Source organism: Streptomyces altiplanensis (genome assembly GCF_053591575.1).
Window position 1 is genome coordinate 15649 of the sequence record NZ_JBSFUB010000052.1, and the last position, 25087, is coordinate 40735.

Annotated in this window: 21 protein-coding genes and 1 riboswitch; of the genes, 7 read left to right on the plus strand and 14 right to left on the minus strand. The window is 72.4% G+C overall.

The genetic code is table 11. The annotated features are described in order from the left end of the window. Nucleotides 1–3: 3 nt before the first annotated feature. Complete coding sequence (locus tag ACWD0Y_RS22035) at nucleotides 4–657, minus strand: response regulator transcription factor (RefSeq protein ID WP_093798616.1); 654 nt, start codon at nucleotides 655–657, stop codon at nucleotides 4–6. Nucleotides 658–1001: 344 nt separating this feature from the next. Between ACWD0Y_RS22035 and ACWD0Y_RS22040 the strand changes: the two genes are divergently transcribed. Beyond that, the gene (locus ACWD0Y_RS22040; RefSeq protein ID WP_176709981.1) at nucleotides 1002–1175 is read left to right on the plus strand and encodes a hypothetical protein; all 174 of its coding nucleotides are present in this window, start codon (nucleotides 1002–1004) and stop codon (nucleotides 1173–1175) included. Nucleotides 1176–1267: 92 nt separating this feature from the next. Here ACWD0Y_RS22040 and ACWD0Y_RS22045 read toward each other — a convergent pair whose 3' ends face one another. After that, on the minus strand, nucleotides 1268–2068 hold the full coding sequence (locus ACWD0Y_RS22045) for an inositol monophosphatase family protein (protein ID WP_450262023.1): 801 nt from the start codon (nucleotides 2066–2068) through the stop codon (nucleotides 1268–1270). A gap of 44 nt (nucleotides 2069–2112) precedes the next feature. Beyond that, nucleotides 2113–3252, minus strand: coding sequence for a ferrochelatase (locus ACWD0Y_RS22050; RefSeq protein WP_450262024.1), 1140 nt, complete (start codon nucleotides 3250–3252; stop codon nucleotides 2113–2115). Between the two features lie 108 nt (nucleotides 3253–3360). Between ACWD0Y_RS22050 and ACWD0Y_RS22055 the strand changes: the two genes are divergently transcribed. Then, complete coding sequence (locus ACWD0Y_RS22055; RefSeq protein WP_450262025.1) at nucleotides 3361–4605, plus strand: MFS transporter; 1245 nt, start codon at nucleotides 3361–3363, stop codon at nucleotides 4603–4605. After that, a complete protein-coding gene (locus tag ACWD0Y_RS22060) occupies nucleotides 4568–5884 on the plus strand; it encodes a D-arabinono-1,4-lactone oxidase (RefSeq protein WP_450262026.1) in 1317 nt (438 codons plus the stop codon). Before ACWD0Y_RS22055 ends, ACWD0Y_RS22060 begins: the two co-directional genes overlap by 38 nt. Before the next feature lie 36 nt (nucleotides 5885–5920). On the opposite strand, the gene ACWD0Y_RS22065 is transcribed toward ACWD0Y_RS22060, so the two are convergent. Then, complete coding sequence (locus tag ACWD0Y_RS22065) at nucleotides 5921–6898, minus strand: hypothetical protein (RefSeq protein ID WP_450262043.1); 978 nt, start codon at nucleotides 6896–6898, stop codon at nucleotides 5921–5923. A 439-nt stretch (nucleotides 6899–7337) separates the two neighbouring features. Here ACWD0Y_RS22065 and sepH point away from each other — a divergent pair, with 439 nt between their 5' ends. Continuing rightward, nucleotides 7338–8411, plus strand: a complete 1074-nt coding sequence (sepH, locus tag ACWD0Y_RS22070) for a septation protein SepH (protein WP_450262027.1) — start codon at nucleotides 7338–7340, stop codon at nucleotides 8409–8411. Nucleotides 8412–8474: 63 nt separating this feature from the next. Here sepH and ACWD0Y_RS22075 read toward each other — a convergent pair whose 3' ends face one another. Beyond that, nucleotides 8475–9302 (minus strand): sulfurtransferase, encoded by an 828-nt coding sequence (locus ACWD0Y_RS22075; RefSeq protein WP_450262028.1) that lies wholly within the window; start codon nucleotides 9300–9302, stop codon nucleotides 8475–8477. 251 nt (nucleotides 9303–9553) lie between these two features. Between ACWD0Y_RS22075 and ACWD0Y_RS22080 the strand changes: the two genes are divergently transcribed. Beyond that, nucleotides 9554–10330 (plus strand): VOC family protein, encoded by a 777-nt coding sequence (locus tag ACWD0Y_RS22080; RefSeq protein ID WP_450262029.1) that lies wholly within the window; start codon nucleotides 9554–9556, stop codon nucleotides 10328–10330. Here the strand turns inward: ACWD0Y_RS22080 and ACWD0Y_RS22085 are convergent. Genes ACWD0Y_RS22085 through ACWD0Y_RS22100 form a run of 4 tightly spaced genes read right to left on the minus strand, consistent with a single transcriptional unit; the run spans nucleotide 10305 to nucleotide 15823 of the window. Continuing rightward, a complete protein-coding gene (locus ACWD0Y_RS22085; protein ID WP_450262030.1) occupies nucleotides 10305–10991 on the minus strand; it encodes a thymidine kinase in 687 nt (228 codons plus the stop codon). The genes ACWD0Y_RS22080 and ACWD0Y_RS22085 overlap by 26 nt on opposite strands. 44 nt (nucleotides 10992–11035) lie before the next feature. Beyond that, a complete protein-coding gene (locus tag ACWD0Y_RS22090) occupies nucleotides 11036–12223 on the minus strand; it encodes an alkaline phosphatase family protein (RefSeq protein ID WP_450262031.1) in 1188 nt (395 codons plus the stop codon). Beyond that, nucleotides 12223–12810, minus strand: a complete 588-nt coding sequence (locus ACWD0Y_RS22095) for a DUF5998 family protein (protein ID WP_093803257.1) — start codon at nucleotides 12808–12810, stop codon at nucleotides 12223–12225. The genes ACWD0Y_RS22090 and ACWD0Y_RS22095 overlap by 1 nt, the downstream gene beginning before the upstream one ends. Nucleotides 12811–12862: 52 nt before the next feature. Beyond that, nucleotides 12863–15823, minus strand: coding sequence for a bifunctional acetate--CoA ligase family protein/GNAT family N-acetyltransferase (locus ACWD0Y_RS22100; RefSeq protein WP_450262032.1), 2961 nt, complete (start codon nucleotides 15821–15823; stop codon nucleotides 12863–12865). 145 nt (nucleotides 15824–15968) lie between these two features. Between ACWD0Y_RS22100 and ACWD0Y_RS22105 the strand changes: the two genes are divergently transcribed. Further along, nucleotides 15969–16250 (plus strand): HPr family phosphocarrier protein, encoded by a 282-nt coding sequence (locus tag ACWD0Y_RS22105; RefSeq protein ID WP_093803258.1) that lies wholly within the window; start codon nucleotides 15969–15971, stop codon nucleotides 16248–16250. Between the two features lie 153 nt (nucleotides 16251–16403). On the opposite strand, the gene ACWD0Y_RS22110 is transcribed toward ACWD0Y_RS22105, so the two are convergent. The 4 genes from ACWD0Y_RS22110 to ACWD0Y_RS22125 all read right to left on the minus strand — a co-directional run bounded on the left by ACWD0Y_RS22110 (nucleotide 16404) and on the right by ACWD0Y_RS22125 (nucleotide 21276). Continuing rightward, nucleotides 16404–17093, minus strand: a complete 690-nt coding sequence (locus tag ACWD0Y_RS22110; protein WP_450262033.1) for a GntR family transcriptional regulator — start codon at nucleotides 17091–17093, stop codon at nucleotides 16404–16406. 170 nt (nucleotides 17094–17263) lie between these two features. Then, a complete protein-coding gene (locus tag ACWD0Y_RS22115) occupies nucleotides 17264–18103 on the minus strand; it encodes a M23 family metallopeptidase (RefSeq protein WP_450262034.1) in 840 nt (279 codons plus the stop codon). Nucleotides 18104–18116: 13 nt separating this feature from the next. Continuing rightward, a riboswitch (cyclic di-AMP (ydaO/yuaA leader) is annotated at nucleotides 18117–18286 on the minus strand. A gap of 228 nt (nucleotides 18287–18514) precedes the next feature. Then, a complete protein-coding gene (locus ACWD0Y_RS22120; protein ID WP_450262044.1) occupies nucleotides 18515–19882 on the minus strand; it encodes a M16 family metallopeptidase in 1368 nt (455 codons plus the stop codon). 20 nt (nucleotides 19883–19902) lie between these two features. Further along, a complete protein-coding gene (locus ACWD0Y_RS22125; RefSeq protein ID WP_450262035.1) occupies nucleotides 19903–21276 on the minus strand; it encodes a M16 family metallopeptidase in 1374 nt (457 codons plus the stop codon). Nucleotides 21277–21491: 215 nt separating this feature from the next. On the opposite strand from ACWD0Y_RS22125, the gene ACWD0Y_RS22130 reads away from it, so the two are divergent. Further along, the gene (locus ACWD0Y_RS22130; RefSeq protein ID WP_450262036.1) at nucleotides 21492–23945 is read left to right on the plus strand and encodes a DNA gyrase/topoisomerase IV subunit A; all 2454 of its coding nucleotides are present in this window, start codon (nucleotides 21492–21494) and stop codon (nucleotides 23943–23945) included. 32 nt (nucleotides 23946–23977) lie between these two features. On the opposite strand, the gene ACWD0Y_RS22135 is transcribed toward ACWD0Y_RS22130, so the two are convergent. After that, a complete protein-coding gene (locus ACWD0Y_RS22135; protein WP_450262037.1) occupies nucleotides 23978–25033 on the minus strand; it encodes a CobW family GTP-binding protein in 1056 nt (351 codons plus the stop codon). Nucleotides 25034–25087 lie beyond the last annotated feature (54 nt).

Consider the following 25087-nt stretch of genomic DNA (forward strand, 5'->3'; position numbering starts at 1 on the left):
GCGTCAGATCCGGTAGCCGGAGCCGGGCACCGTCACGATGACCGGCGGCTCGCCGAGCTTGCGGCGCAGCGTCATCACCGTGACGCGCACGACGTTGGTGAACGGGTCGGTGTTCTCGTCCCAGGCCTTCTCCAGCAGCTGCTCGGCCGAGACGACGGCACCCTCGCTGCGCATCAGCACCTCCAGCACCGCGAACTCCTTCGGCGCCAGCTGGATCTCCTGGCCGTCGCGGAAGACCTCGCGGCGGTTCGGGTCGAGCTTGATGCCGGAGCGCTCCAGGACGGGCGGCAGCGCGACCGTCGTACGGCGCCCGAGGGCCCGTACCCGCGCGGTCAGCTCGCTGAAGGCGAAGGGCTTGGGGAGGTAGTCGTCCGCGCCGATCTCCAGGCCCTCGACGCGGTCGCTGACGTCACCGGAAGCGGTGAGCATCAGCACACGGGTGGGCATGCCGAGCTCGACGATCCTCCGGCAGACGTCGTCACCGTGGACCAGCGGGAGGTCACGGTCGAGCACGACGACGTCGTAGTCGTTGACCCCGATACGTTCCAGGGCGGCGGCGCCGTCGTACACGACGTCGACGGCCATGGCCTCCCGGCGCAGTCCGGTGGCCACCGCATCGGCGAGCAGCTGCTCGTCCTCGACGACGAGTACGCGCACGTCGCATTCCTTCCGCTGACTGCCCATGCGGGCAGGGGTGTGTCCCATTGGCTGTGTGCTGCCATCCTGCCCCTTTCGGCCATAAACCGGCGGTAAGGCGGTACGCCGGGGAAGAGCCCCCGGGGGTCCGCACGAGCGAACCCGGTCGGGCATGGGTGGGGATTTCCATGATTCCTGGGCCAGTTGAGGTTTTCCCGGGGCGGCCTGTGGGGAGGACGACTGCACACCCACGATCACGCCCTGTATGTGGCACGCCACAACCTGCTCTGTCCCCCTGACGGAGAGTGATCATCCCACCCCCGGCACACCCCCGTGCCACCGACCCATGACGAGGGGGCGCACCCATGGACGCTTTCACCGCAGGCCTGCTGCAGCGCATAAAGGCCACGGAATCAGACCTCACGATGGCTCGCGAGACGGGCGACGACTTCCTGGCGGAGGTGGAGCAGGCGGAGCTCGAGGACCTGCACCGCCTCGCCGCGGAGCACGGCGTGCAGGTGGGCGCCGTGAGCGCCTGACCCGTCGGCCGACCGTACGGAGCACGCGAAGGGCCCCGGCGCCAGGAAAGGCGCCGGGGCCTTTTCGTGTCCTGCCGGGGCTCCGCCGCTCCCTAGTCGTGCCAGGCGCCGAAGTCCTCCAGCAGGGCCTGGAGCGGCTCGAAGACGCCCGGCGGAGCCGCGATCGTCAGCTCCCCGGACGGGCGCTCACCGGGCCGCCCACCCGTCAGCGCGCCCGCCTCCCGGGCGATGAGGTCCCCCGCCGCCAGGTCCCACGGGCTGAGGCCGCGCTCGTAGTAGCCGTCCAGACGTCCCGCCGCCACATCGCTCAGGTCGATCGCCGCCGATCCGCCGCGACGGATGTCCCGCAGCCTCGGGATCAGCTTCTGGGCGATGTCCGCCTGGTGGCTGCGGACCGTGGCGACGTAGTTGAAGCCCGTCGAGACCAGGGCCTGGTCGAGCGGCGGCGCGGGCCGCACGCGCAGCGCGGCGCCGTTGGCGTACGCGCCGCCGCCGAGCACCGCGTGGTACGTCTCGCGGCGCATCGGCGCCTCCACGACGCCCACCAGGGTCTCGCCGTCGCGTTCGGCCGCGATGGACACCGCCCAGGTAGGCAGCCCGTACAGGTAGTTGACCGTGCCGTCGAGCGGGTCGATCACCCAGCGCACCCCGCTCGTGCCCTCGCTGCTCGCGCCCTCCTCGCCCAGGATCCCGTCGTCGGGGCGGTGTTCGGCGAGGAAGCCGGTGATCAGCTTCTCGGCGGCGATGTCCATCTCCGTGACGACGTCGATGGGGCTGGACTTGGTGGCGGCGACGCCCAGGTCCGCGGGCCGGCCGTCCCGCAGCAGTTCACCGGCGCGCCGGGCGGCCTCCAGGGCGAGTTCGAGCAGCTCGGACGTGAGGGGATCGGTCACGGCTCTCCTTTGTGCGCAGGGGTGCGGCAGGGATGCGGCAGGGGTTACGCGTACGGACTGTCGGCGCCCGCGGCTGCGGGCCTGGGGGACCTGGCCGGGCAGCAGCCGACCGGGCAGAGGTCGTGGCTCGGGCCCAGGGCTCCCAGCGCGCACCGCTCCACCGCGAGCCCCCGCTCGGCGGCCGCCCGCTCCAGCACCAGCTCACGCACCGCGGCGGCGAAGCGCGGATCGGCGCCGACGGTCGCGGACCGCCGGACGGGCAGGCCGAGTTCGGCGGCCTTGGCGGTGGCCTCGGTGTCGAGGTCGTACAGGACCTCCATGTGGTCCGAGACGAAACCGATCGGAACCATCACGACCGCGGGCACGCCCGCGCCGTGCCGCTCCTCCAGGTGGTCGCAGATGTCCGGCTCCAGCCACGGGATGTGCGGTGCCCCGCTGCGCGACTGGTAGACGAGCTGCCAGGGGTGCGCGACGCCGGTCTCCTCGCGCACCGCCTCGGCGATCACCCGGGCGACGTCCAGGTGCTCGGCGACGTACGCGCCGCCGTCACCGTGCCCCTCCACCGGGCCCGACGTGTCCGCCGCGGCGATCGGGATGGAGTGCGTCGTGAAGGCGAGGTGGGCCCCAGCCCGTACGTCGTCGTCCAGTTCCGCCAGGGACTCGAGGACCCCGTCGACCATGGGACGTACGAAACCCGGGTGGTTGAAGTAGTGGCGCAGTTTGTCGACGCGCGGCGGCTCGATTCCCTCGGCCTCCAGGGTGGCGAGCGCCTCGGCGAGGTTCTCGCGGTACTGGCGGCAGCCGGAGTACGAGGCGTACGCGCTCGTGGCGAGCACGGCGATGCGGCGGCGTCCGTCCGCGGCCATCTCGCGCAGGGTGTCGACGAGGTAAGGCGCCCAGTTGCGGTTGCCCCAGTAGACCGGCAGGCCGTCCGGGCCGCCCACGCCCTGCTCGGCGAAGTCCTTGCGCAGGGCGTCGAGGAGGGAGCGGTTCTGCTCGTTGATCGGGCTGACGCCGCCGAACAGGAAGTAGTGCTGTCCCACCTCCTTGAGCCTCTCCTTGGGGATGCCCCGGCCGCGGGTGACGTTCTCCAGGAAGGGGACCACGTCGTCCGGGCCTTCGGGGCCGCCGAAGGAGAGGAGCAGCAGGGCGTCGTAAGGGGCGGGATCGCGCTGATCGGGCATGGGTCCGATCCTGCCACTCGCACGCGGTGACGGTGAAACCGCCGTGCGGCACACCGCCCGGCGGACGTAAGCTGTGAATCCCATTTGTACGCCTTACCGGAGCATCCCTTGCCCAGTCCGTACCGCGCGATTTTCGCCGCCCCAGGCACCAAGGCGTTCTCCGCCGCCGGCTTCTTCGGCCGGATGCCGCTGTCCATGATGGGCATCGGCATCGTCACCATGATTTCCCAGCTCACAGGGGCGTACGGGCTCGCGGGCGCCCTCACCGCCACCCTCGCGACGGCGGCCGCCGTCCTGGGCCCGCAGATCTCCCGCCTCGTCGACCGGTACGGGCAGCGCCGCGTTCTGCGTCCCGCCACCCTGGTCGCGGTCGCGGCGGTCGCAGGGCTGCTGATCTGCGCCCAGCAGGGCGCCCCCGACTGGGCGCTGTTCGTGTTCGCGGCCGGCGCCGGCTGCGTGCCGAGCGTCGGCTCGATGGTCAGGGCGCGCTGGGCCGAGATCTACCGCGGCTCCCCGCGCGAACTCCACACGGCGTACTCCTGGGAGTCGATCGCCGACGAGGTCTGCTTCATCTTCGGCCCGATCATCTCCATCGGGCTCTCGACCGCGTGGTTCCCCGAGGCGGGCCCGCTGCTCGCCGCCGTCTTCCTGGTCGTCGGCGTCTTCTGGCTGACCGCCCAGCGCGCCACCGAGCCCGTCCCGCACCCGCGCGACGAGCACACCGGCGGCTCCGCGCTGCGCTCCCCCGGGCTCCAGGTCCTGGTGGCCACCTTCGTGGCGACCGGCGCGATCTTCGGGTCGGTCGACGTGGTGACGGTGGCGTTCGCGGAGGAGCAGGGGCACAAGGCCGCGGCCAGCCTCGTCCTCGCCGTGTACGCGCTCGGTTCCTGCCTCGCGGGAGCGGTCTTCGGGCTGCTGCACCTCAAGGGCGAGGCGTCCACCAGGTGGCTGGTGGGGGTCTGCGCGATGGCCGTGAGTATGATCCCCCTCCTACTGGCCGGGAACCTGCCGTTCCTGGCCGTGGCGCTCTTTGTTGCGGGCCTTGCCATCGCGCCGACGATGGTGACCACCATGGCTCTCATCGAGCAGCACGTACCGCGCGCCAAACTGACCGAGGGCATGACCTGGACGGGAACCGGGCTCGCCGTCGGTATCGCTCTCGGTTCCTCGGCCGCAGGCTGGGTGGTCGACGCGGCGGGGGCGGAGTCGGGGTACGCGGTGCCCGTCGCGGCGGGAGCGCTCGCGGCCGTGGTGGCGTTCCTGGGGTTCCGCCGGCTCCGCAGGCCGGCACAGAAGCGGGGAGGGTACGGGGCAGATGGCCACCACATCCAGGACGGCGAGCACGTGGCGTAACTGGGCCGGGAACGTCACCGTCCGTCCGGTACGGGAAGTGACCCCCGCCTCGGCCGGGGAGCTCGCCGAAGCCGTGCGCAGGGCCGCCGAGGACGGCCTGAAGGTGAAGCCGGTCGGCACGGGCCACTCGTTCACGGCGGCCGCCGCGACCGACGGTGTGCTGATCCGGCCCGACCTGCTGACCGGCATCCGCGACATCGACCGCGTGGCCGGGACCGTGACCGTGGAGGCCGGCACCCCGCTCAAGCGCCTGAACGTGGCCCTGGCCAGGGAGGGCCTGTCGCTCACGAACATGGGCGACATCATGGAGCAGACGGTGGCCGGCGCGACCAGCACCGGCACGCACGGCACCGGCCGCGACTCGGCCTCGACGTCCGCGCAGATCCGCGCCCTTGAACTCGTCACGGCCGACGGCTCGTTGCTGACGTGCTCCGCGGAGGAGAACGCCGACGTCTTCGCGGCCGCCAGGCTCGGGCTCGGCGCGCTGGGCGTCGTCACCGCGATCACCTTCGCCGTGGAGCCCCTCTTCCTGCTGAGGGCCCGCGAGGAACCGATGACCTTCGACCGGGTCACCGCCGACTTCGAAGCGCTGCACGCGGAGAACGAGCACTTCGAGTTCTACTGGTTCCCGCACACCGGCAACTGCAACACCAAGCGCAACAACCGCAGCGCGGGCCCCACGGCCCCGCCCGGCAGGATCAGCGGCTGGGTCGAGGACGAGCTCCTGTCCAACGGCGCCTTCCAGGTGGCCTGTTCGGTCGGCCGGGCCGTTCCCGCGGCCATACCCGTGATCGCCAGGCTCTCCAGCCGCGCGCTCTCCGCGCGTACGTACACGGACATCCCGTACAAGGTCTTCACCAGCCCGCGCCGCGTGCGCTTCATGGAGATGGAGTACGCCGTCGCGCGCGAGGCCGCGGTGGAGGCGCTGCGCGAGGTGAAGGCGCTGGTCGAGCGCTCGCCGCTGCGCGTGAGCTTCCCGGTGGAGGTACGGACGGCCCCGGCGGACGACATCACGCTGTCCACGGCGTACGGCAGGGACACGGCGTACATCGCGGTGCACCTGTACCGGGGCACCCCGTACCAGGCCTACTTCACCGCGGTCGAGCGGATCATGACCGCGCACGGCGGCCGGCCGCACTGGGGCAAGGTGCACACGCGCGACGCCGCGTACCTGGCCGAGGTCTACCCGCGCTTCGCCGAGTTCACGGCGGTGCGCGACCGGCTGGACCCGCAGCGGCTCTTCGCCAACGACTATCTGCGGCGGATCCTGGGCGACTAGGGCGGCCGGTCCTGCGGGCCCGTTCCCCTCCCGGCCCTACGGGGCGGGGGTACCGGCCTGCGCGCCGCTGTCCGCCGTGGTGCCGCCGCCGTCGCTGTCGCCGCCCGCCGCCGGGTCCTCGTCGGCGCCGTCGCTCGCGCCGCCGCCCTCGTCGCCGCCCTCACCACCGGTGGTTCCGGACGGCGTCGGGGTCGGAGTGGGCGTCGGGGTCGCTTCGCCCGTCCCGCCCGTCGAACCGCCGTCCGTCGTCGTGGGTGGCGTCCTGCCGGGGCCGGTCGAGGCACCGCCGTCGCCGTCGCCCCCCGCGCCGGTACCGGTGCCGGTGTCGCCGGAGTCCTGGCCGGGGCTTTGGCCGTCGCCGGTCCCGGTGCCGGGCGTCGCGGAGCCGCTGCCCGGAGTCTCCTCGGGGGCCTGCGACGGCGGGGCCTCCTTCTGGCGCTGGTGCTGCTCGCCGCCGCCGCCGCGGAAGACGGTGCCGACGGTGCTGCCCCTGCCGCCGCCGAGGCCGTCGCCCGTGATCAGCTCGTACGCCGTGATACCGCCCATCGCCACGACGAACACGGCGACGGCCGCGACGACGGAACGCTTCCAGCCCCGCACCCGCGTGCCGTGCGTGGTGGCCTCGCTGAACTCCTCGTCCGGGAGACCGGCGTTCGAGAGGTCCGTCGGCACCGTGACGGTGCGCAGCACCCGCGTCCGCGTCGCGTCCCCGTCCTCCTGCCCGTGCCCGCGCGGGTCATGCGCCGGTACTTGACGGGCCTTCGGCTTCGCATGGACCGTGACCTCGCGGATCTGCTCCCCGGTGCGCCGGAAGAGGTGCTGGAAGACCGTGCCGCCGCTGGTCGCGACGACACTGACCACTCCCGCGCCGATGATCGTCCCGTACACACCGAGCTGGGAGGCCAGTACCGCCGCCACCACGGCGGCCACCGCGCTTCCCGCCACCTGAGCGACACTCAGGTCCAATCGCGGATTTTTCGGTTCATCACTGTTGTTTTCCGGCCTACCGCCCATGCCCAGCCTCTGCTTGCCCATCTCACCCATCTGGTCCACCTTGCAACATGAAGGGACATTTGGGCGAAGTGGATAGTTCCGCTTCAAGCGATTCTGTGAAACAGGCCACTACAGAGGCCCTGCGGCAACGGACCGGCGCCCTCAACTCCCGCACGCGTGGAGAACTTCGGTGGCGCGCCGGTCCACCCTCATGGTCCGAATGGAGTACTGTGGCGAGCCCTGGGTCCGGCCTCCATCACGGGCACCGAATGCTCACAGTGACGAGTCGGTCACTATGAGTGGCGAAATGGTAACCGTGCCATAACGGCGATCCAGGGCTGATGCCCGACACGCCGGGCAACTGGGCAAGGTTGTGGCAGGCTGCACCCGGGCAGGCCACACTCGACTAGCGGAAGCAGCGACGCACGTGACGTCGGCAGGCACCACCCGGGAGGTTCCCATGCCCGAACTGCGTGTCGTGGCCGTCTCGAATGACGGCACACGACTGGTGCTGAAGGCTGCTGACAGCACGGAGTACACACTTCCGATCGACGAGCGGCTGCGTGCCGCGGTGCGCAACGACCGCGCCCGCCTCGGCCAGATCGAGATCGAGGTGGAGAGCCATCTCCGCCCTCGCGACATCCAGGCCCGGATACGGGCCGGTGCCTCCGCCGAGGAGGTCGCTCAGCACGCGGGCATCCCGGTGGACCGGGTCCGCCGTTTCGAAGGCCCCGTACTGGCCGAACGCGCCTTCATGGCCGAGCGCGCCCGGAAGACCCCGGTGCGCCGTCCCGGCGAGAACACCGGGACCGGGCCCCAGCTCGGCGAGGCGGTGCAGGAGCGGCTGCTGCTGCGCGGCGCCGACAAGGAAACCGTTCTGTGGGACTCCTGGCGGCGCGACGACGGCACGTGGGAAGTGCTCCTGGTCTACCGCGTCGCGGGCGAGCCCCACTCCGCGAGCTGGACGTACGACCCGCCCCGGCGGCTCGTACAGGCCGTGGACGACGAGGCGCGCGCGCTGATCGGCGAGACGGACGACACCACCATGGTGGCCGCGCCGGAGCCGAGCTTCCCCTTCGTGCCGCGGATCGCGCGACTGCCCCGGGACCGGCCGCTGGACCGTGCGCTCGACCGGCAGCTGGAGCGGCCCGCCGTACCGTTGCCCGCGCCCGAGCCGCAGCAGGAGGGCGCCGGCGGTGAGCGGGATTCGCTGACCAGTCTGCTGGAGGCGGTGCCGAGCTTCCGCGGTGACATGGTGGTGCCCGAGCGGCCCGCTCCGCCCGCGGAGCCGACGACCGAGCCCGACGCCGCGCAGGAGCCGGAGGCCGAGGAGACCGCCGCGTCCGCCGCGTCCGGAGCCGGGGCGGCGTACGCCGATGTGCTCATGCCGCGCGCCGTCGCCGGCCACCGGGACCGGCTCACCGGCACGACGGACCGTCAGGCCGAGGCCGACGGGGTCCGGCCCGGACGACGGGCGGCCGTACCGAGCTGGGACGAGATCGTCTTCGGCACGCGCCGCAAGAAGCAGGAATAGACGCCGGACGCCTTGGGGCGAGGGGCCCGTACGGATCGCGTACGGGCCCCTCGGCCTGCGCGGTTACCGGGGGTCGGGTCCGGTGGCCACGGGGCGGGACGCGTCGGCGCACCACTCGGACCACGACCCCACGTACAGCGCCGCCGGAATGCCCGCGACCTCCAGGGCCAGCACCTGCTGTGCCGCGGAGACGCCCGAGCCGCAGTAGACGCCGACCGCCCGCGCTTCGCCGGCGCCCAGCGACGTGAAGCGGGCGGCCAGTTCGGGGGCGGGGAGAAGGCGGCCGTCGGGTCCGACGTTCTCCATGGTCGGGGCGGAGACCGCGCCCGGGATGTGGCCGGCGACCGGGTCGATCGGCTCCACCTCGCCCCGGTAGCGCTCGGCCGCCCGCGCGTCGAGCAGCAGGCCGGTACGGGCGAGCTCGGCGGCGCCGTCCGCGTCGAGGAGCGCCACGGCGCCGGGGGCCGGCCGGAAATCACCGGCGGCCGGGGCCGGGACCTCCGATTCGACCGGACCCGTCCACGCCGCGAGGCCGCCGTCCAGCACCCTGACATCCTGGTGGCCCGCCCAGCGCAGCATCCACCAGGCGCGTGCCGCGGCCCAGCCCTGCCCGCCGTCGTACACCACGACCGGGGTGTCGTGACGGACGCCCGCGCGGCGCATGACCGCGCCGAAGTCCTCGACGTCCGGGAGCGGGTGGCGGCCGCCGGAGCCGGGCGGGCCGGCGAGTTCCGCATCGAGGTCGACGAAGACGGCTCCGGGGATGTGTCCCGCCTCGTACGCGGCGCGGCCGTGCGGCCCGCCCATCTGGTAACGGACGTCCAGGAGGACCGGCGGCCGCTCTCCCGTGGTCTCGCTCGCGAGTTCGGCTGCGGTGATGATGGCATTCATAGGTGCCATCCTCGCGCAGCCTCCGGTACGGCCGACACCGTACGACGGCGGCGCCGAACCGGACGGGAGGCGCCGAATCAGGCATTCTCTTGCGGGAACCCGCAGAAAGCGGCGCGGCCGGGACGCGTCGTACGCCAGGTGGTGCAAGCATCTGCACGGGCGCTTCCCTTCATCCCTTCACCGCTTCACCGCTTCACAACGGAGCGCCCGTTCCCGCACGACCACCACGATGGTCCGAGGAGAGAGTGACGATGACGGAGGCAGCGACCCGGCGGCACACGCCCGGTGAGCCCTGCTGGGTGAGTCTGATGGTGCACGGCCTGGCCACCACCCGGGAATTCTACGGAGCGCTGTTCGGCTGGGAGTTCCGGCCCGGACCGCAGCAGCTCGGCCCGTACGTACGGGCCGAGCTCGACGGCAAGGAGATCGCGGGCGTCGGGCAGCTGCCGCCCGACCGGCATCTGCCCATCGCCTGGACGCCGTACCTCGCCACCGACGACGCCGGTGTCACGGCCGAGTCCGTCAGGAGCCACGGCGGCACGGTCGGGGTCGGTCCGGTCGACGCGGGCGACGCGGGCCGGATGGCGATCTGCTCCGACCCCGCCGGCGCGGTCTTCGGCCTCTGGCAGGCCGCGGCCCATCCGGGGACGGCCCTCGCCGGTACCCACGGCACTCCGGTCTGGAACGAGCTGGTGACGCGCGAGACGTCGGTGGTCGGCAAGTTCTACGCGGCGGTCTTCGGCTACGAGGCGGAGACGGACGTCGGTGCCGACCTCGACCGGCTGACGCTGCGCCTCGACGGCCGCCCGGTGGCGTCCGTGCGCGGCGTGGGCGCCGCCCTGCCGCGTGACAGGGGGCCGCACTGGATGACGTACTTCGAGGTCGGGGACACCGACGGGTCGGCCCGTCTGCTGGAGGAGCTCGGCGGGCATGTGCTGCAACCGCCCCGGGACGACGCGCGAGGAAGGTCGGCGGTCGTCTCGGACCCGGAGGGAGCTGTGTTCACGATCGTGACGACGGCCGGCTGACGGAGTCGGCGAGGGACGGGTCGACGGGCAGCACGTCGGGCGACAGGGCCGCGGCGTGCGCGGCCGCGGCCGTCGTCCGGCGCCTGTGGTGGCGGCGGCACAGCACCTCGTAACCGACCTCGTCCGGCGACTGGTTGACGTCGCCGACGACGACCTGGGCGCCCTCGACGACCATCTCGCCGCCGATCGTACGGGCGTTGTGCGTGGCCCTCGCGCCGCACCAGCACAGCGCCTCGACCTGGAGCACCTCCACCCGGTCGGCGAGTTCGACCAGGCGCTGCGAGCCGGGGAAGAGCTTGGAGCGGAAGTCGGTGGTGATCCCGAAGGCGAAGACGTCGAGCTCCAGGTCGTCGACGACGCGGGCCAGTTGGTCGATCTGCTCGCCTGCGAGGAACTGGGCCTCGTCCACGATCACGTAGTCGGCGCGGTTGCCCTGGGAGAGGTGGGCGACGAGGTACGCGTAGAAGTCGAAGCCCTCTGCGGCCTCGACGGCGTCGGTGACCAGGCCGAGGCGGGAGGAGAGCTTGCCCTCGCCCGCCCGGTCGTCACGCGTGAAGATCATGCCCTGGAGGCCGCGCGCGGACCGGTTGTGCTCGATCTGAAGAGCCAGGGTGCTCTTTCCGCAGTCCATCGTTCCGGAGAAGAACACCAGCTCGGGCATGAGGGGTTGAGGGCCTTTCAGGTCAGTGCGTGGGAGTGCGGGGGTTACGAGCGGACTTCGAGGAGCGGGACGAGCTGCTCGGCGGGCGTCATGGAGCCGTGCATGCCCACCATCGCGGACTCGTGCGGCTCCCGGCGCGACGCGGTGACCACGACGTCGTCGTGGGCCGCGGCGACGACGTCGCCGATGCGTCCGTACACCCGCTCGTCGACCGCCGGGCCGAACCAGCCGGCCGCGATCGCCTCGTCCCTGCTCGCCACCCAGAACTGTTCGCCGAGCACCTCGCGCCAGACGGTCAGCACATCGTTCTCGGCGCCCGGGACGGCGTACACATGACGGGCCCGGCCCTCGCCGCCCAGCAGGGCGACGCCGGCGCCCAGCTCCCAGTCCTCGTCGAAGTCGATGCGCGACTCCTCGTCGAAGGGGATGTCGATCATTCCGTGGTCGGCGGTGATGTACAGCGCCGCGCGGGGCGGCAGTTGTTCGGCGAGGCGCTGGGCGAGCCGGTCGACGTACATCAGCTGGCCGCGCCAGGCGTCGGAGTCCATGCCGAAGCGGTGGCCCTTGCCGTCGACCTCGCTGTAGTACGTGTAGACCAGCGAACGGTCGCCCGCCGCCAGCTGCTCGGCGGCGAGGTCCATGCGGTCCTCGCCGGTGAGCTTGCCGCGGAACGTGCCGCCGCTCAGCGCGATCTTGGTGAGCGGGGTGTGCTGGAAGTCCGGGGACGACACCTGCGCGGTGTGCACGCCCGCGGCGTCGGCGAGCTGGAAGACCGTGGGGTACGGCTGCCAGACGTGCGGGTCGGTCCACGGCTTCCAGCGCAGCTGGTTCATCAGCGCGCCGGTGTCCGGGTCGCGGACGGTGTAGCCGGGCAGGCCGTGCGCGCCGGGCGGCAGTCCGGTGCCGACGGAGGCGAGCGAGGTCGCGGTGGTGGCGGGGAAGCCGGCCGTGAGCGGGCGTCCGGTGCCGCCGCGCGAACTGCCGAGGAGGGAGTGGAGGTACGGGGCCTCGTCCGGGTGGGCCTTGATCTGCTCCCAGCCGAGACCGTCGATCAGGAACACGCAGTTCCGGTCGGCGGGCGTGAGTTCGGGGATCGCGGCGGTCGCCCCGGGGACGTCCATGCCCGCCGCGAGGGTCGGCAGGAGGTCGGCGAGCGAGCCGCTGCCGTACTCGGGGGCGGGCGCGGTGCCCAGGGCGAGCGGAACCGGGTCGGACCAGACGGGCTGCGCCATCAGCGGTCGGCCGCGGCGGTCGCTTCGGAGAGCGCCTGGGCGAACGCGAGCGTCTGGCGGACGGCGTCCGGTCCGTCGCCGGCCTCGCTGACGCGCAGGCTGAGGTCGTCGGCGGTGGTGCTGCCGGTGTAGCCGTGGTCCGCGTCACAGTTGGGGTCGCCGCAGGCGGCGGGCTCCAGGTCGATGCGGGAGACCGCGCCCCAGCCGATGGTCAGGACGACCTCGCGGGGCAGGGTGCCCGGAACGTACTTCTCCGGGTTGGCGACGACGCGGCTGACCACGACCGACGAGATCCGGTCGAGCTTGACCGACTCGGTGGAGGTGGTGGCGTACGGCGCCGGGGAGGTGGCGTCGGCGGCCTGCTCGTCGGTGTGGCTGACGATGAAGCGGTTGCCGGTCAGGACGAGCACCGTGACGTGGCGGCGGACCTCGTTGGAGTCGAAGGTCGTCTCCTGGTGCACCAGGTATGAGGAGACCGGCTCGCCGCCGACAGCGGCCTCCACCGCTTCGGCCACGAGGGCCGGGTAGTAGCCGCTGCGCTCGATGGCCGCGCGCAGCCCCTTGGTCGTCGTACCGGTCTTCGCCATGCCCTCCATCCTACGGGGCTCCGGGGGACGCGATGCCGGGCCTGTGGACGGCTCAGTAGCTCGGGAGGCGGCGGGGGCCGAGGTCGTCGCGGGCGGGCGGGGACGCGAGGCGCACGGAGGCGCCGAGCACGGACAGGCCGTGCGGGGCGACGACCACGGGTTCCAGGGAGACCCCGACCACCTCGGGGTGGTCGTCGACCAGGCGCGAGACGCGCAGCAGCAGCTCTTCGAGCGCGGCGGTGTCGACGGGGTCCGAGCCGCGCCAGCCGAAGAGGAGCGGGGCGGTGCGGATCGACCTGATGAGTTCGGCGGCGTCCCGGTCGGTGGCCGGGACCAGCCGGTGTCCGATGTCACCGAGCAGCTCGGAGGCGGCTCCGGCCAGCCCGAAGGAGAGCACGGCGCCGGCCGCGGCGTCGATGGAGGCCCGTACGACGGTGTCCACGCCGCGGGGGGCCATGGCCTGGACGACGGGCTGGAGCTCCTCGGGTTTGCCGAGCGCGTCGGTCAGCTCGCTGTAGGCCCGGCGCAGTTCCTGCTCGTCACCGAGGTCGAGGCGTACGCCGCCGAGGTCGGGGCGGTGGCGCAGGTGCGGGGCGGTGGTCTTGAGGGCGACGGGGTAGCCGAGCCGCCGGGCCGCCGCGACGGCGGCGTCGGGCCTCGGCGCGGGCAGGGCCGGCCGTACGTCGATGCCGTACCGCGCGAGGAGCTCCCGGGCCGCGCCGTCCCCGAGGGACATCCCTCCGGGGGCGGCGCCGCCCTCGCTCAGCAGCGCGGCGATCCGGCCGGCGGCCCCGGCCTCGTCGATGTCGTCGTACTCGGGCACCCGCCCGGGATCGGCGGCCTGCCGCCGCCACTGCGCGTACTTGACGGCCTCCGCGAGTGCGCGCACGGCGCGTTCGGCGGCGGGGTAGGCGGGGATCCGCCGCCCGTCGCCCGCGCCGTCCGCCCCGGAGCGGCCTTCGGGTGCGTCCCCGGGCGCAGGCAGACCCGGCCCGTCCGGCGTTCGGCGGCCGGGGTCCGGGGCAGCGCCCCGGACCGGGGAGGGGTGGGCCGGGGAGGAGTCCCGCGCGGCGGCCCCCGCCCCCGGGCCACCCGGAGGCATCGGCTCCGGCGCCGGACGGGCCGTGCTCGTCGCCGCGGCGAGCGCGTCCGCCAGGGCCCCCATCTCCACGTGCACGACCGCCACCGGCTTCGCCTCCCCCGTCGCCGCCGCCTCCCGCAGCGCCGCCGCCAGGACCTCCCCGTCGCCGGATTCCGTCGCACCGTTCTCGCCGACCCACGGGATCGCCGTGACCACGACCGCGTCGCACATCCCGTCCGCCAGCGCCCGGGCCAGCGCCGCGCGGAAGTCCGCCGGGGTCGCGGCCGTCGTCAGGTCGAGCGGCCGCAGCGGCCGCAGCCCTTCGGCGAGGCAGGCGTCGTACGTCAGGAGGCCCAGGGACTCGGAATTGCCGAGGATGGCGACGCGCGGCCCGGCCGGCAGCGGCTGCCCGGCGAGCAGCAGTCCCGCGTCGACGAGTTCGGTGACGGTGTCGACGCGGATGACCCCCGCCTGCCGCAGCAGCGCGGAGACCGTCGCGTCGGGGATGCGCGTGGCGGGCACCGCGTGCCCCGGCGGCGTACTGCCGCTGTGGCGCGCGCCCTTGACCACGACGACCGGCTTCGCCGCCGCCGTGCGCCGGGCGAGGCGCGTGAACTTGCGCGGGTTGCCGATGGACTCCAGATAGAGGAGGACGACGTCGGTGTCGGGGTCCTCGTGGCCGTACTGGAGGAAGTCGTTGCCGGACACGTCCGCCCGGTTGCCGGCGGAGATGAACGAGGACAGGCCGGCGCCCCGCCGGTAGAGCCCCGACAGGAGCGCGATGCCGATCGCTCCGGACTGCGTGAACAGGCCGATGCGGCCGCGCGCGGGCGGCTCCGGCGCGAGGGAGGCGTTGAGGCGCACCGCCTCGGAGGTGTTGATGATCCCGAAGGCGTTGGGCCCGATGATGCGCATGCCGTACGAACGGGCCTGGCGCACCAGTTCGCGCTGGCGCGCCCGGCCCGCGGCCCCGCTCTCGGCGTATCCGGCGGAGAGGACGACCAGCCCCTGCACGCCGCTCTCGCCGCAGTCCGCGACCACCTCCGGCACCCGTTCGGCCGGTACGGCGACGACGGCGAGGTCGACGGCCTCGCCGATCCCGGCGACGGAGCGGTGCGCGGGGACGCCGTCCAGCTCGGTGAGGTCGTCCGGGAAGGCCCGGTTCACGGCGTACGTACGGCCCGTGTATCCGGCGGCGAGCAGGTTGCGCAAGGCCGTGCGCCCCACCCCGCCCGGCGCGCGCCCGGCCCCGACGACCGCGACGGAGCCGGGGGCGAGGAGGCGCTGCACGGAGCGGGACTCCGCGCGGTGCTCGCGGGCGCGCTGGACGGCGACGGAGCGGTCGGTCGGCTCCAGGCCGAATTCGAGGTGGACGACGCCGTCCTCGAAGCTGCGCTCCTGGGTGTAGCCGGCGTCCGTGAAGACCTTGATCATCTTGGAGTTGGCGGGGAGCACCTCCGCCATGAAGCGCCGGATTCCGCGCTCGCGCGCGACCGCGCCGATGTGTTCGAGGAGGGCGGAGGCGACCCCGCGCCCCTGATGGGCGTCCTGGACCAGGAAGGCGACTTCGGCCAGGTCGGCGTCGGGGCCGGACGAGGGGCGCCCCTGCGCGTTGATGCGGTCGTACCGGACCGTGGCGATGAACTCGCCGCCCACCGTCGCCGCGAGGCCTACCCTGTCCACGTAGTCGTGGTGGGTGAAGCGGTGGACGTCCTTGTCGGAGAGGCGGGGGTACGGCGCGAAGAAGCGGTAGTACTTCGACTCGTCCGACACCTGCTCGTAGAAGCTGACCAGGCGCTGCGCGTCGTCGGGGGTGATGGGGCGGATCCGTGCCGTACCCCCGTCGCGCAGCACCACGTCGGCTTCCCAGTGGGCCGGGTACGCGTGGTGCCCGTTGCGATCCGGCGGGGTCTGCTCCATCGGAGGCTGCATGACGAAAGCCTACGGGTCGCGGGCCCGCTCGGGGCGAGGCAGGCTGGGGCCGCCGCGCGCGGCCGGTGCAGGGCGACGGGCACGGCTCCCCCGCACGACATGAGAGACTGGTCTAGACAACCGTTAGAACATGAAGGGCAACACCATGGTTGAGCGCCGTGTCACCGTCGGCTGGGCCGAAGGCCTGCACGCCCGGCCCGCCTCCATCTTCGTTCGCGCAGCGACCGCCTCGGGCGTCCCCGTGACGATCGCCAAGGCCGACGGCAAGCCGGTCAACGCGGCCTCCATGCTCGCGGTGCTCGGCCTGGGCGCGCAGGGCGGCGAAGAGATCGTGCTCGCTTCCGAGGCCGACGGCTCCGACGCCGCCCTCGACCGCCTGGCGAAGCTGGTCTCCGAGGGCCTGGACGAGCTTCCCGAGACCGTCTGACCACTCGGACGGGCGCATTCTCACGAAGGAGCCGCGGCACCCCGAATTCGGGGCGTCGCGGCTTCTTCGTTTTTATGCGGAGACATGCGTCAGGAATTCCGGGCAGCAGGAAAAGACCCCGCCGATTCGCTTTCTTTGTATACGGCACGTCTGTTAATTGTGTCCGCCCCCGGTGTTTACGGCATGTTGCGAAGTCCTCACGCGCTCCTGCCGTGGGCCGGGGCGCCGCAACCGGTGCGCGGCCACCGCCCGTTCGGCGTGCAGGGCCGTCAGCGCCCGGGCCCGCCGCGCGTCGCCGCGCGCCACGGCGTCGACGATCGCACCGTGTTCGGCCCAGGACTCGACGGGACGGGCGGGCTGCTCGACGGCGTACATCCAGGTGATCTTGTGCCTGAGCTGGGTGAGCAGGGCCGTGAGGCCGGGGCTGCCGGACGCCTGGGCGAGCGTCTCGTGGAACCAGCCGCCCAGGGAGCTCAGGTCCTCGCCCTCGCCCCGGCGGGCCCGCTCCTGACCCAGCCTGACCAGGCCGCGCAACACCTTGAGGTGCGCCTCGGTGCGCCGCTGGGCGGCGCGGGCCGCTCCCAGCGGCTCCAGCAGCATCCTGACCTCCAGGAGGTCCGCGGCCTCCTGCTCGGTGGGTTCGGCCACGCAGGCGCCCGCGTGCCGGCGGGTGGTGACGAACCCCTCGGACTCCAGCGTGCGCAGGGCCTCGCGGACCGGGACGCGCGAGACGCCGTAACGGCGCGCCAGCAGCTCTTCGGTGAGCCGGCTGCCCCGCTCGAAGACGCCGGAGACGATGTCGTCACGGATCGCCGTGCATACCGATTGCGCGGGAATGCGCATGAGCGGACCTCCGCCTTGTCCCCCGCGAAACGCGGTCGATTGACACCTGTTCGGCGACTCTATTGCAGCGGTGCGCAATTTCCGACGGGCGGCGGGAATTCATGGATATCTTTTGGCCAACGCCGAAGGCCCCGGCGGGAAGCCGGGGCCTTCGGGAAAACCGGGGTGCGTCAGACGTTCACGCCGTGCGCGCGCAGGTACGCGACCGGGTCCATGTCGGAGCCGTACTCGGGAGACGTACGGGCCTCGAAGTGCAGGTGCGGGCCCGTCGAGTTGCCGGTCGAACCCGAGATGCCTATCTGCTGGCCCGGGGCGACGGCCTGGCCGACGGAGACGCCGATGGACGACAGGTGGCCGTACTGCGTGTACGTGCCGTCGTTCATCCTGATGACGATGTTGTTGCCGTACGCCCCGCCCCAGCCGGCCTCGACGACGGTGCCCGCACCGACGGCCACGACGGAACTGCCGGACGCGGCGCGGAAGTCGATGCCGGAGTGGCTGCCGGAGGACCAGAGCGAGCCGCCGCTCTGGTAGCCGGTGGTCACGACGGAACCGGCGACCGGAAGGGTGTAGGCGGTGAGGCGCTCGCGCTCCGCCGCACGGGCGGCACGCTCCTCGGCCTCGCGCTCCTCGCGTTCCTCGCGCTCCTTCTCGGCCTTCGCCTCGGCCCTGGCTTCCGCCTTGCGCCTGGCTTCCGCCTTGCGCTCCGCCTCGGCCTTGCGCTCGGCCTCCGCCTTGTCGGCGGCGTGCTGCTGCGCCTCGGCCTGGGCGGCGATCCGGTCGGCGAGGGAGTCGCCGATGACGAGGGCCTCGGTCAGGCCGGTCGCCTCGACGGAGTGGGCCGCGTCGGCGCCGGCACCGGAGCCGGCGGCGAGGGCCGGAGAGGCCAGGCTCCCGATGGCGCCGGTCGTCGCGAGGGTGGCAACGCCCGCGAGGTTCGCGCTCCTGCGCGTCAGACGGCCCGGACGGCTCGGACGACGGTGCTTCCCGGTGGCACGGGTGAACGCCATGGAGTGGCTGGTCCTTTCCTTCCTTCTCGCCTACCGGGTTAGCTGACGGGTTCGGAGCAGGAAGGTCTCCTACGGACCCCTCTCCGTACGTGCGCACGGAAGGACGTCCGATTCACCCCAGGGACGGTTTGGGTCCCCGGCTCCCCAGGCTCGCGCCTGACGGGGACTCGGCGATGACTGCCCGGTGCCGCGGATGCGGCTCACTGCTGACGGACAGCCGGACCGACGCTAAACGGGAGATCTTTCAATCACCAAAAAGACATCGCACTTTGTAACGCACCCCACAGACCAGAAAGGCAACTCCGCAACAAAACGGACATACACAAAGGACCCCGGCGGCCTGTCGGCCACCGAGGTCCCTCTACCTCCCGTTTTGAGGGAGTTGCGCAATCGGCTCGGACGGGCGGACCGTCAGCCGGCGACCACCGTCACGTCACCGATGCCGAGCGCCCTGACGGGCTCCTCGATCTGCGACGCGTCCCCGACGAGGACCGTGACCAGACGGTCCTCGGGGAAGGCGCTGACGACCGCCGCGGTGGCCTCCACCGTGCCCGTCCCGGCGAGGCGGGCGTACAGCTGGGCCTGGAAGTCGTCCGGCAGGTGCTGCTCGACCTGGTCGGCGAGCGTGCCGGCGACGGCGGCCGCCGTCTCGTACTTGAGCGGTGCGACACCCACCAGGTTCTGCACGGCGACGTCGCGCTCGGCGTCGGTGAGGCCCTCGGCCGCGAGGGTGCGCAGCACCTTCCAGAGGTCTTCGAGCGCCGGCCCCGTGGACTCCGTGTCCACCGAGCCGCTGATCGCCAGCATCGACGCGCCCGACCCGTCCGGCGCGGAGCGCAGCACCTGGCCGAAGGCGCGCACGCCGTACGTGTAGCCCTTCTCCTCGCGCAGGACGCGGTCCAGGCGGGAGGTGAGCGTGCCGCCCAGGCAGTACGTGCCGAGGACCTGGGCCGGCCAGACGCGGTCGTGCCGGTCGGGGCCGATCCGGCCGATGAGCAGCTGCGTCTGGACCGCGCCGGGGCGGTCCACGATGACCACACGGCCCGTGTCGTCGGCCGTCACCGGCGGTACGGGGCGGGGCTCGGCGGTGTCGCCCTTCCACGCCCCCAGGGTGTCGGCCAGTACGGCGTCCAGGTCGGTGCCGTCGAGGTCGCCGACGATCACGGCGGTGGCGGTCGCGGGACGCACGTGCGCCGCGTAGAAGCCCTTCACGGCGGCGGCGTCGATGCGCTTCACCGTCTCCTCGGTGCCCTGGCGCGGCCGCGACATGCGCGAGGTGGCCGGGAACAGCTCCTTGGAGAGCTGCTTGGCGGCGCGGCGGGACGGGTTGGCCGTCTCGTGCGGGATCTCGTCGAGCCGGTTGGCCACCAGCCGCTCGATCTCGCCGTCCGCGAAGGCGGGCGCGCGCAGCGCGTCGGCGAGCAGGCCGAGCGCCTTGGGCAGCCGGGAGACCGGGACCTCCAGGGAGACCCGGACGCCCGGATGGTCGGCGTACGCGTCGAGCGTGGCGCCGCAGCGCTCCAGCTCGGCGGCGAACTCCTCGGCGGAGTGCTTGTCGGTGCCCTCGGAGAGGGCCCGCGACATGATCGTGGCCACGCCGTCGAGGCCCTCGGGCTCGGCCTCCAGGGGGGCGGCGAGGAAGACCTCGACCGCCATGACCTGCTGGCCGGGGCGGTGGCAGCGCAGGACGGTCAGGCCATTGGGCAGGGAGCCGCGCTCGGGGGCGGGGAACGCCCACGGCGTGGGGGTGCCCGCCTGCGGCCGGGGGTGGAATTCCATGCTCACGGCTGCGGTGTCGGTCACTTGTCCGCCCCTTCCTGCGTACCGGCCGCACCGGCGGCGTCTGCGGTGTCGTCGGCTGCGTCCGCCGCGTGTGTCGGTTCGTACACCAGGACCGCCCTGTTGTCCGGGCGCAGGCGGGCCCTGGCCGCCGCCCGGACCTCCTCCGCCGTGATCTCCAGGACGCGCTGGACGGCGGTCAGCGCGAGCTGGGGGTCGCCGAACAGGACGGCGTACCGGCAGAGTTCGTCGGCGCGGCCCGCGACCGTACCGAGCCGGTCGAGCCACTCGCGCTCCAGCTGGGCCTGCGCGCGCTCCATCTCCTCGGGCGTGGGGCCCTCGGCGGCGAAGCGGGCCAGTTCCTCGTCGACGGCGCGCTCGATGTCGGGCACCTCGACGCCGGCCGACGTCTTGACGTCCAGCCAGCCGAGCGAGGGGGCGCCGGCGAGGCGCAGCAGCCCGAAACCGGCGGCGACGGCCGTCCGGTCGCGGCGGACCAGGCGGTTGTGCAGCCGGGAGGACTCGCCGCCGCCGAGGACGGTGAGGGCCAGGTCGGCGGCGTCGGCCTCACGGGTGCCGTCGTGCGGCAGCCGGTAGGCCGCCATCAGCGCGCGGGCCGGGACCTCTTCGTGGAGCTCCTCGCGGAGCTCCTCGCCGATGATGTCGGGCAGCGTCCCGTCGCGCGGCGGCTGCTTGCCGTCGTGGGACGGGATGGAGCCGAAGTACTTCTCGATCCAGGCGAGCGTCTGCTCCGGGTCGATGTCGCCGACGACCGAGAGCACCGCGTTGTTGGGCGCGTAGTACGTACGGAAGAAGGCGCGCGCGTCCTCGAGGGTCGCGGCGTCCAGGTCGGCCATCGACCCGATCGGCGTGTGGTGGTACGGGTGGCCCTCCGGGTAGGAGAGGGCGGTCAGCTTCTCGAACGCGGTGCCGTACGGAACGTTGTCGTACCGCTGGCGGCGCTCGTTCTTGACGACGTCGCGCTGGTTCTCCATGGACTCCTCGTCGAGCGCGGAGAGCAGCGAGCCCATCCGGTCGGCTTCCAGCCACAGAGCCAGCTCCACCTGGTGGGCGGGCATCGTCTCGAAGTAGTTGGTGCGCTCGAAGCTGGTCGTGCCGTTGAGCGAACCGCCCGCACCCTGCACCAGCTCGAAGTGGCCGTTGCCCTTGACCTGTGCCGAGCCCTGGAACATCAGGTGCTCGAAAAGGTGAGCAAGACCGGTACGGCCCTTGACCTCGTGGCGCGAGCCCACGTCGTACCAGAGGCAGACCGCGGCGACCGGGGTCAGGTGGTCCTCGGAGAGCACCACGCGCAGGCCATTGGCCAGCCGGTGCTCGGTCGCTGTCAGGCCGCCGGAACCGGCCTGCGCTGTGGCCGTGTGACCCATGGGCATGTACGTCCCTTCGATCGCGATATGGAGAAGTCCTGCCACTGTATGCAAGCGCACTGACGCCTGGCGAAGTTCCCGGCCGGTGTACACCCTCAGGGAACGCCCGGGCAGGCGCTACGGACGGGTCGGGGTCGGCGTTGTCAGTGGACCGGTCCACAATGGTCGGCATCAGACCCAAGAAACCACCCCGACAGAACCGCGAAGGAGCCGCAGCCGCGATGGCCCGCCGCAGCACGAAGACCCCGCCGCCGGACGATGCGTTCGAGGAGAAGATCCTCGATGTCGACGTCGTCGACGAAATGCAGGGCTCCTTCCTCGAGTACGCGTACTCGGTGATCTACTCGCGAGCGCTGCCCGACGCCCGCGACGGCATGAAGCCGGTGCACCGACGCATCGTCTACCAGATGAACGAGATGGGGCTGCGGCCCGACCGCGGCTACGTGAAGTGCGCCCGCGTCGTCGGCGAGGTGATGGGAAAGCTGCACCCGCACGGTGACGCCTCGATCTACGACGCGCTCGTACGGATGGCCCAGCCCTTCTCCATGCGCCTGCCCCTGGTCGACGGGCACGGCAACTTCGGCTCCCTCGGCAACGACGACCCGCCGGCCGCCATGCGGTACACGGAATGCCGGATGGCCGACGCCACGTCGCTGATGACGGAGTCCATCAACGAGGACACGGTCGACTTCAACCCGAACTACGACGGGCAGGAGCGGGAGCCGGTCGCGCTTCCCGCGGCGTACCCGAACCTGCTGGTCAACGGCGCCTCCGGGATCGCCGTCGGCATGGCGACGAACATGCCGCCGCACAACCTGGGCGAGGTCGTCGCCGCCGCCCGGCACCTGATCAGGCACCCCGGCGCGGATCTTGAGACGCTGATGCGTTTCGTGCCCGGGCCCGACCTGCCGACCGGCGGCCGCATCGTCGGCCTCGGCGGCATCAAGGACGCGTACGAGAAGGGGCGCGGCACCTTCAAGATCCGCGCGACGGCCACCGTGGAGAACGTGACGGCGCGCCGCAAGGGCCTGGTCGTCACCGAACTGCCGTTCACGGTCGGTCCGGAGAAGGTGATCGCCAAGATCAAGGACCTGGTCTCGTCGAAGAAGCTCCAGGGCATCGCGGACGTCAAGGACCTCACGGACCGCATGCACGGTCTGCGTCTGGTCATCGAGATCAAGAACGGCTTCGTCCCCGAGGCCGTCCTGGAGCAGCTCTACAAGCTGACGCCGATGGAGGAGACCTTCGGCATCAACAACGTGGCGCTGGTGGACGGCCAGCCGCTGACGCTGGGGCTCAAGGAGCTGCTGGAGGTCTATCTCGACCACCGCTTCGAGGTCGTACGCCGCCGCAGCGAGTTCCGCCGCACCAAGCGGCGCGACCGGCTGCACCTGGTCGAGGGCCTGCTCGTCGCGCTGCTCGACATCGACGAGGTCATCCGCCTCATCCGCTCCAGCGACAACTCGGGGCAGGCGAAGGAGCGGCTGATCGAGCACTTCTCGCTGAGCGAGATCCAGACGCAGTACATCCTGGACACGCCGCTGCGCCGGCTCACCAAGTTCGACCGGATCGAGCTGGAGAGCGAGCGCGACCGGCTGAACGGCGAGATCGACGAGCTGACCGGGATCCTGGAGTCGGACGCCGAGCTGCGCAAGCTGGTCTCGGCGGAACTGGCGGCGGTGGCGAAGAAGTTCGGCACCGACCGGCGCACGGTACTGCTGGAGTCCGGGAGTTCGCCGGTCGCCGCGGTGCCGCTGGAGGTCGCGGACGACCCCTGCCGCGTCCTCCTGTCGTCGACCGGGCTGCTGGCCCGTACGGCCAGTGGCGAGCCTCTCGCCATGGACGACGCCCGGCGCGCCAAGCACGACGTGATCGTCTCCGCGGTGCCCGCCACGGCGCGCGGTGACGTGGGCGCGGTGACCTCGGCCGGGCGGCTGCTGCGGCTGTCGGTGATCGACCTGCCCCAGCTGCCGGACACGGCGTCCGCGCCGAACCTCTCGGGCGGGGCGCCGGTCGCGGAGTTCCTGTCCCTGGAGCCGGACGAGTCGCTGATCTGCCTCACCACGCTCGACGAGTCCTCGCCGGGGCTCGCACTCGGCACCGAGCAGGGCGTGGTGAAGCGGGTCGTCCCGGACTATCCCGCGAACAAGGACGAGCTGGAGGTCATCACTCTCAAGCAGGGTGACCGGATCGTCGGCGGGGCCGAGCTGCGCACCGGCGAGGAGGACCTGGTCTTCATCACGGACGACGCCCAGCTGCTGCGCTATCCGGCGGGGCAGGTGCGGCCGCAGGGCCGTGCGGCGGGCGGTATGGCGGGCATCAAGCTCGCCGACGGCGCCAAGGTGATCTCCTTCACCGCGGTCGACCCGGCGGCGGACGCCGTGGTCTTCACGGTGGCCGGCACGGCCGGCACGCTGCTCGGCGACTCCGAGACGTCGGCGAAGCTGACGCCGTTCGACCAGTACCCGCGCAAGGGCCGGGCCACGGGCGGCGTGCGCTGCCAGCGGTTCCTCAAGGGCGAGGACACGCTGGTCCTGGCCTGGGCGGGCGCGGCTCCGGCGCGCGCCGCCGCGAAGAACGGCACGCCGGTGGAGCTGCCCGAGCAGGACCCGCGCCGCGACGGCTCGGGCACGCCGCTGACGACGGCGGTGGCGGCCCTGGCGGGCCCGGTCTAGCCCCTGGGCCCCCGGCCCCGGCTTCCCCCCGGTCAGCCCTCGCCCTGTACGTACCGCAGGACGCCCCACATGCTGTGCTCGTCGGCAGCGGCGGGGGCGTCCCGCGGGCCGTCCGCCCGGCAGGACGCCAGTTCCTTGCCCAGCGCCCCGGCGTCCGTCCCGGATCCGATGAGCACGAGCTGGGTGAGTCTCGGCTCCTCGCCTCCCCAGGGCTCGGGGTAGAAGCGCAGGAAGCGGCCGACGGCGTGCACCCCGTACCGGTTGCGGGCATCGGCCGCACCGAAGTCGACGTACCCCTTGATCCGGTAGAGCCCCTCCGGCCTGGTGTCGAGGAACTCCATGAGCCGGCGCGGGTCCATGGGCACGTCGGAGGTGAAGGAGACGCTCTCGTACGCGGCGTGCAGGTGATCGTCGTGACCGTCCTCGGAGTCCTCGCTCCGCAGGTCGTCGAACGACAGCTGCCGCGCCTTCTCCTCGCCGTCCGGCCGTACCGCCGGGTCGAAGAGCAGCTGCGGATCGATCCGCCCGTACGACGCGCGGACCACGGCGGCACAGCCGCTGAGGGCACCGACGGTGTCGAGGACGCGCGCGAGCCGCTCCTCCCCCACCCGGTCCGTCTTGTTCAGCACGACGAGGTCGGCGAGGGCGAGATGGCGGTCGATCTCGGGATGACGCTCCCGGGTCGCGTCGAACTCGGCCGCGTCGACGACCTCGGCGAGCCCCCCGTACACGATCCGCTCGTTCTCACTGGCCAGGATCATCCGGACGAGTTCCTGCGGCTCGGCGAGACCGCTCGCCTCGATGACGATCACATCGAGGCGGGCGGCGGGGCGGGTCAGCCTCTCCAGGTACGCGTCGAGCTCACTGGCGTCGACGGCGCAGCACAGGCAGCCGTTGCCGAGCGAGACGGTGGAGTCCCCGAGCTGCCCGGCGACCGCCATGGCGTCGATCTCGATGGCCCCGAAGTCATTGACGATCGCACCGATCCTGGTGCCCCTGCTCTGCCTCAGCAGATGGTTGAGCAAGGTGGTCTTGCCGGATCCCAGGAAGCCCGTGAGGACGATGACCGGGATCTGCTTCTTGCTCACCAGGAGGCCTTTCTCGTAGCGCGGGGACCGGCCGCCCCAGGATATTGGCGCTCC

What these genes read in the sequence shown, in the direction of transcription:
- ACWD0Y_RS22040 (WP_176709981.1), top strand. Translation starts at nt 1,002, where the DNA reads ATGGACGCTTTCACCGCAGGCCTGCTGCAGCGCATAAAGGCCACGGAA.
- ACWD0Y_RS22050 (WP_450262024.1), bottom strand. Translation starts at nt 3,252, where the DNA reads ATGCCCGATCAGCGCGATCCCGCCCCTTACGACGCCCTGCTGCTCCTC.
- ACWD0Y_RS22060 (WP_450262026.1), top strand. Translation starts at nt 4,568, where the DNA reads ATGGCCACCACATCCAGGACGGCGAGCACGTGGCGTAACTGGGCCGGG.
- ACWD0Y_RS22065 (WP_450262043.1), bottom strand. Translation starts at nt 6,898, where the DNA reads ATGGGCGGTAGGCCGGAAAACAACAGTGATGAACCGAAAAATCCGCGA.
- sepH (WP_450262027.1), top strand. Translation starts at nt 7,338, where the DNA reads ATGCCCGAACTGCGTGTCGTGGCCGTCTCGAATGACGGCACACGACTG.
- ACWD0Y_RS22075 (WP_450262028.1), bottom strand. Translation starts at nt 9,302, where the DNA reads ATGAATGCCATCATCACCGCAGCCGAACTCGCGAGCGAGACCACGGGA.
- ACWD0Y_RS22080 (WP_450262029.1), top strand. Translation starts at nt 9,554, where the DNA reads ATGACGGAGGCAGCGACCCGGCGGCACACGCCCGGTGAGCCCTGCTGG.
- ACWD0Y_RS22085 (WP_450262030.1), bottom strand. Translation starts at nt 10,991, where the DNA reads ATGCCCGAGCTGGTGTTCTTCTCCGGAACGATGGACTGCGGAAAGAGC.
- ACWD0Y_RS22090 (WP_450262031.1), bottom strand. Translation starts at nt 12,223, where the DNA reads ATGGCGCAGCCCGTCTGGTCCGACCCGGTTCCGCTCGCCCTGGGCACC.
- ACWD0Y_RS22095 (WP_093803257.1), bottom strand. Translation starts at nt 12,810, where the DNA reads ATGGCGAAGACCGGTACGACGACCAAGGGGCTGCGCGCGGCCATCGAG.
- ACWD0Y_RS22100 (WP_450262032.1), bottom strand. Translation starts at nt 15,823, where the DNA reads ATGCAGCCTCCGATGGAGCAGACCCCGCCGGATCGCAACGGGCACCAC.
- ACWD0Y_RS22105 (WP_093803258.1), top strand. Translation starts at nt 15,969, where the DNA reads ATGGTTGAGCGCCGTGTCACCGTCGGCTGGGCCGAAGGCCTGCACGCC.
- ACWD0Y_RS22110 (WP_450262033.1), bottom strand. Translation starts at nt 17,093, where the DNA reads ATGCGCATTCCCGCGCAATCGGTATGCACGGCGATCCGTGACGACATC.
- ACWD0Y_RS22115 (WP_450262034.1), bottom strand. Translation starts at nt 18,103, where the DNA reads ATGGCGTTCACCCGTGCCACCGGGAAGCACCGTCGTCCGAGCCGTCCG.
- ACWD0Y_RS22120 (WP_450262044.1), bottom strand. Translation starts at nt 19,882, where the DNA reads ATGGAATTCCACCCCCGGCCGCAGGCGGGCACCCCCACGCCGTGGGCG.
- ACWD0Y_RS22125 (WP_450262035.1), bottom strand. Translation starts at nt 21,276, where the DNA reads ATGCCCATGGGTCACACGGCCACAGCGCAGGCCGGTTCCGGCGGCCTG.
- ACWD0Y_RS22130 (WP_450262036.1), top strand. Translation starts at nt 21,492, where the DNA reads ATGGCCCGCCGCAGCACGAAGACCCCGCCGCCGGACGATGCGTTCGAG.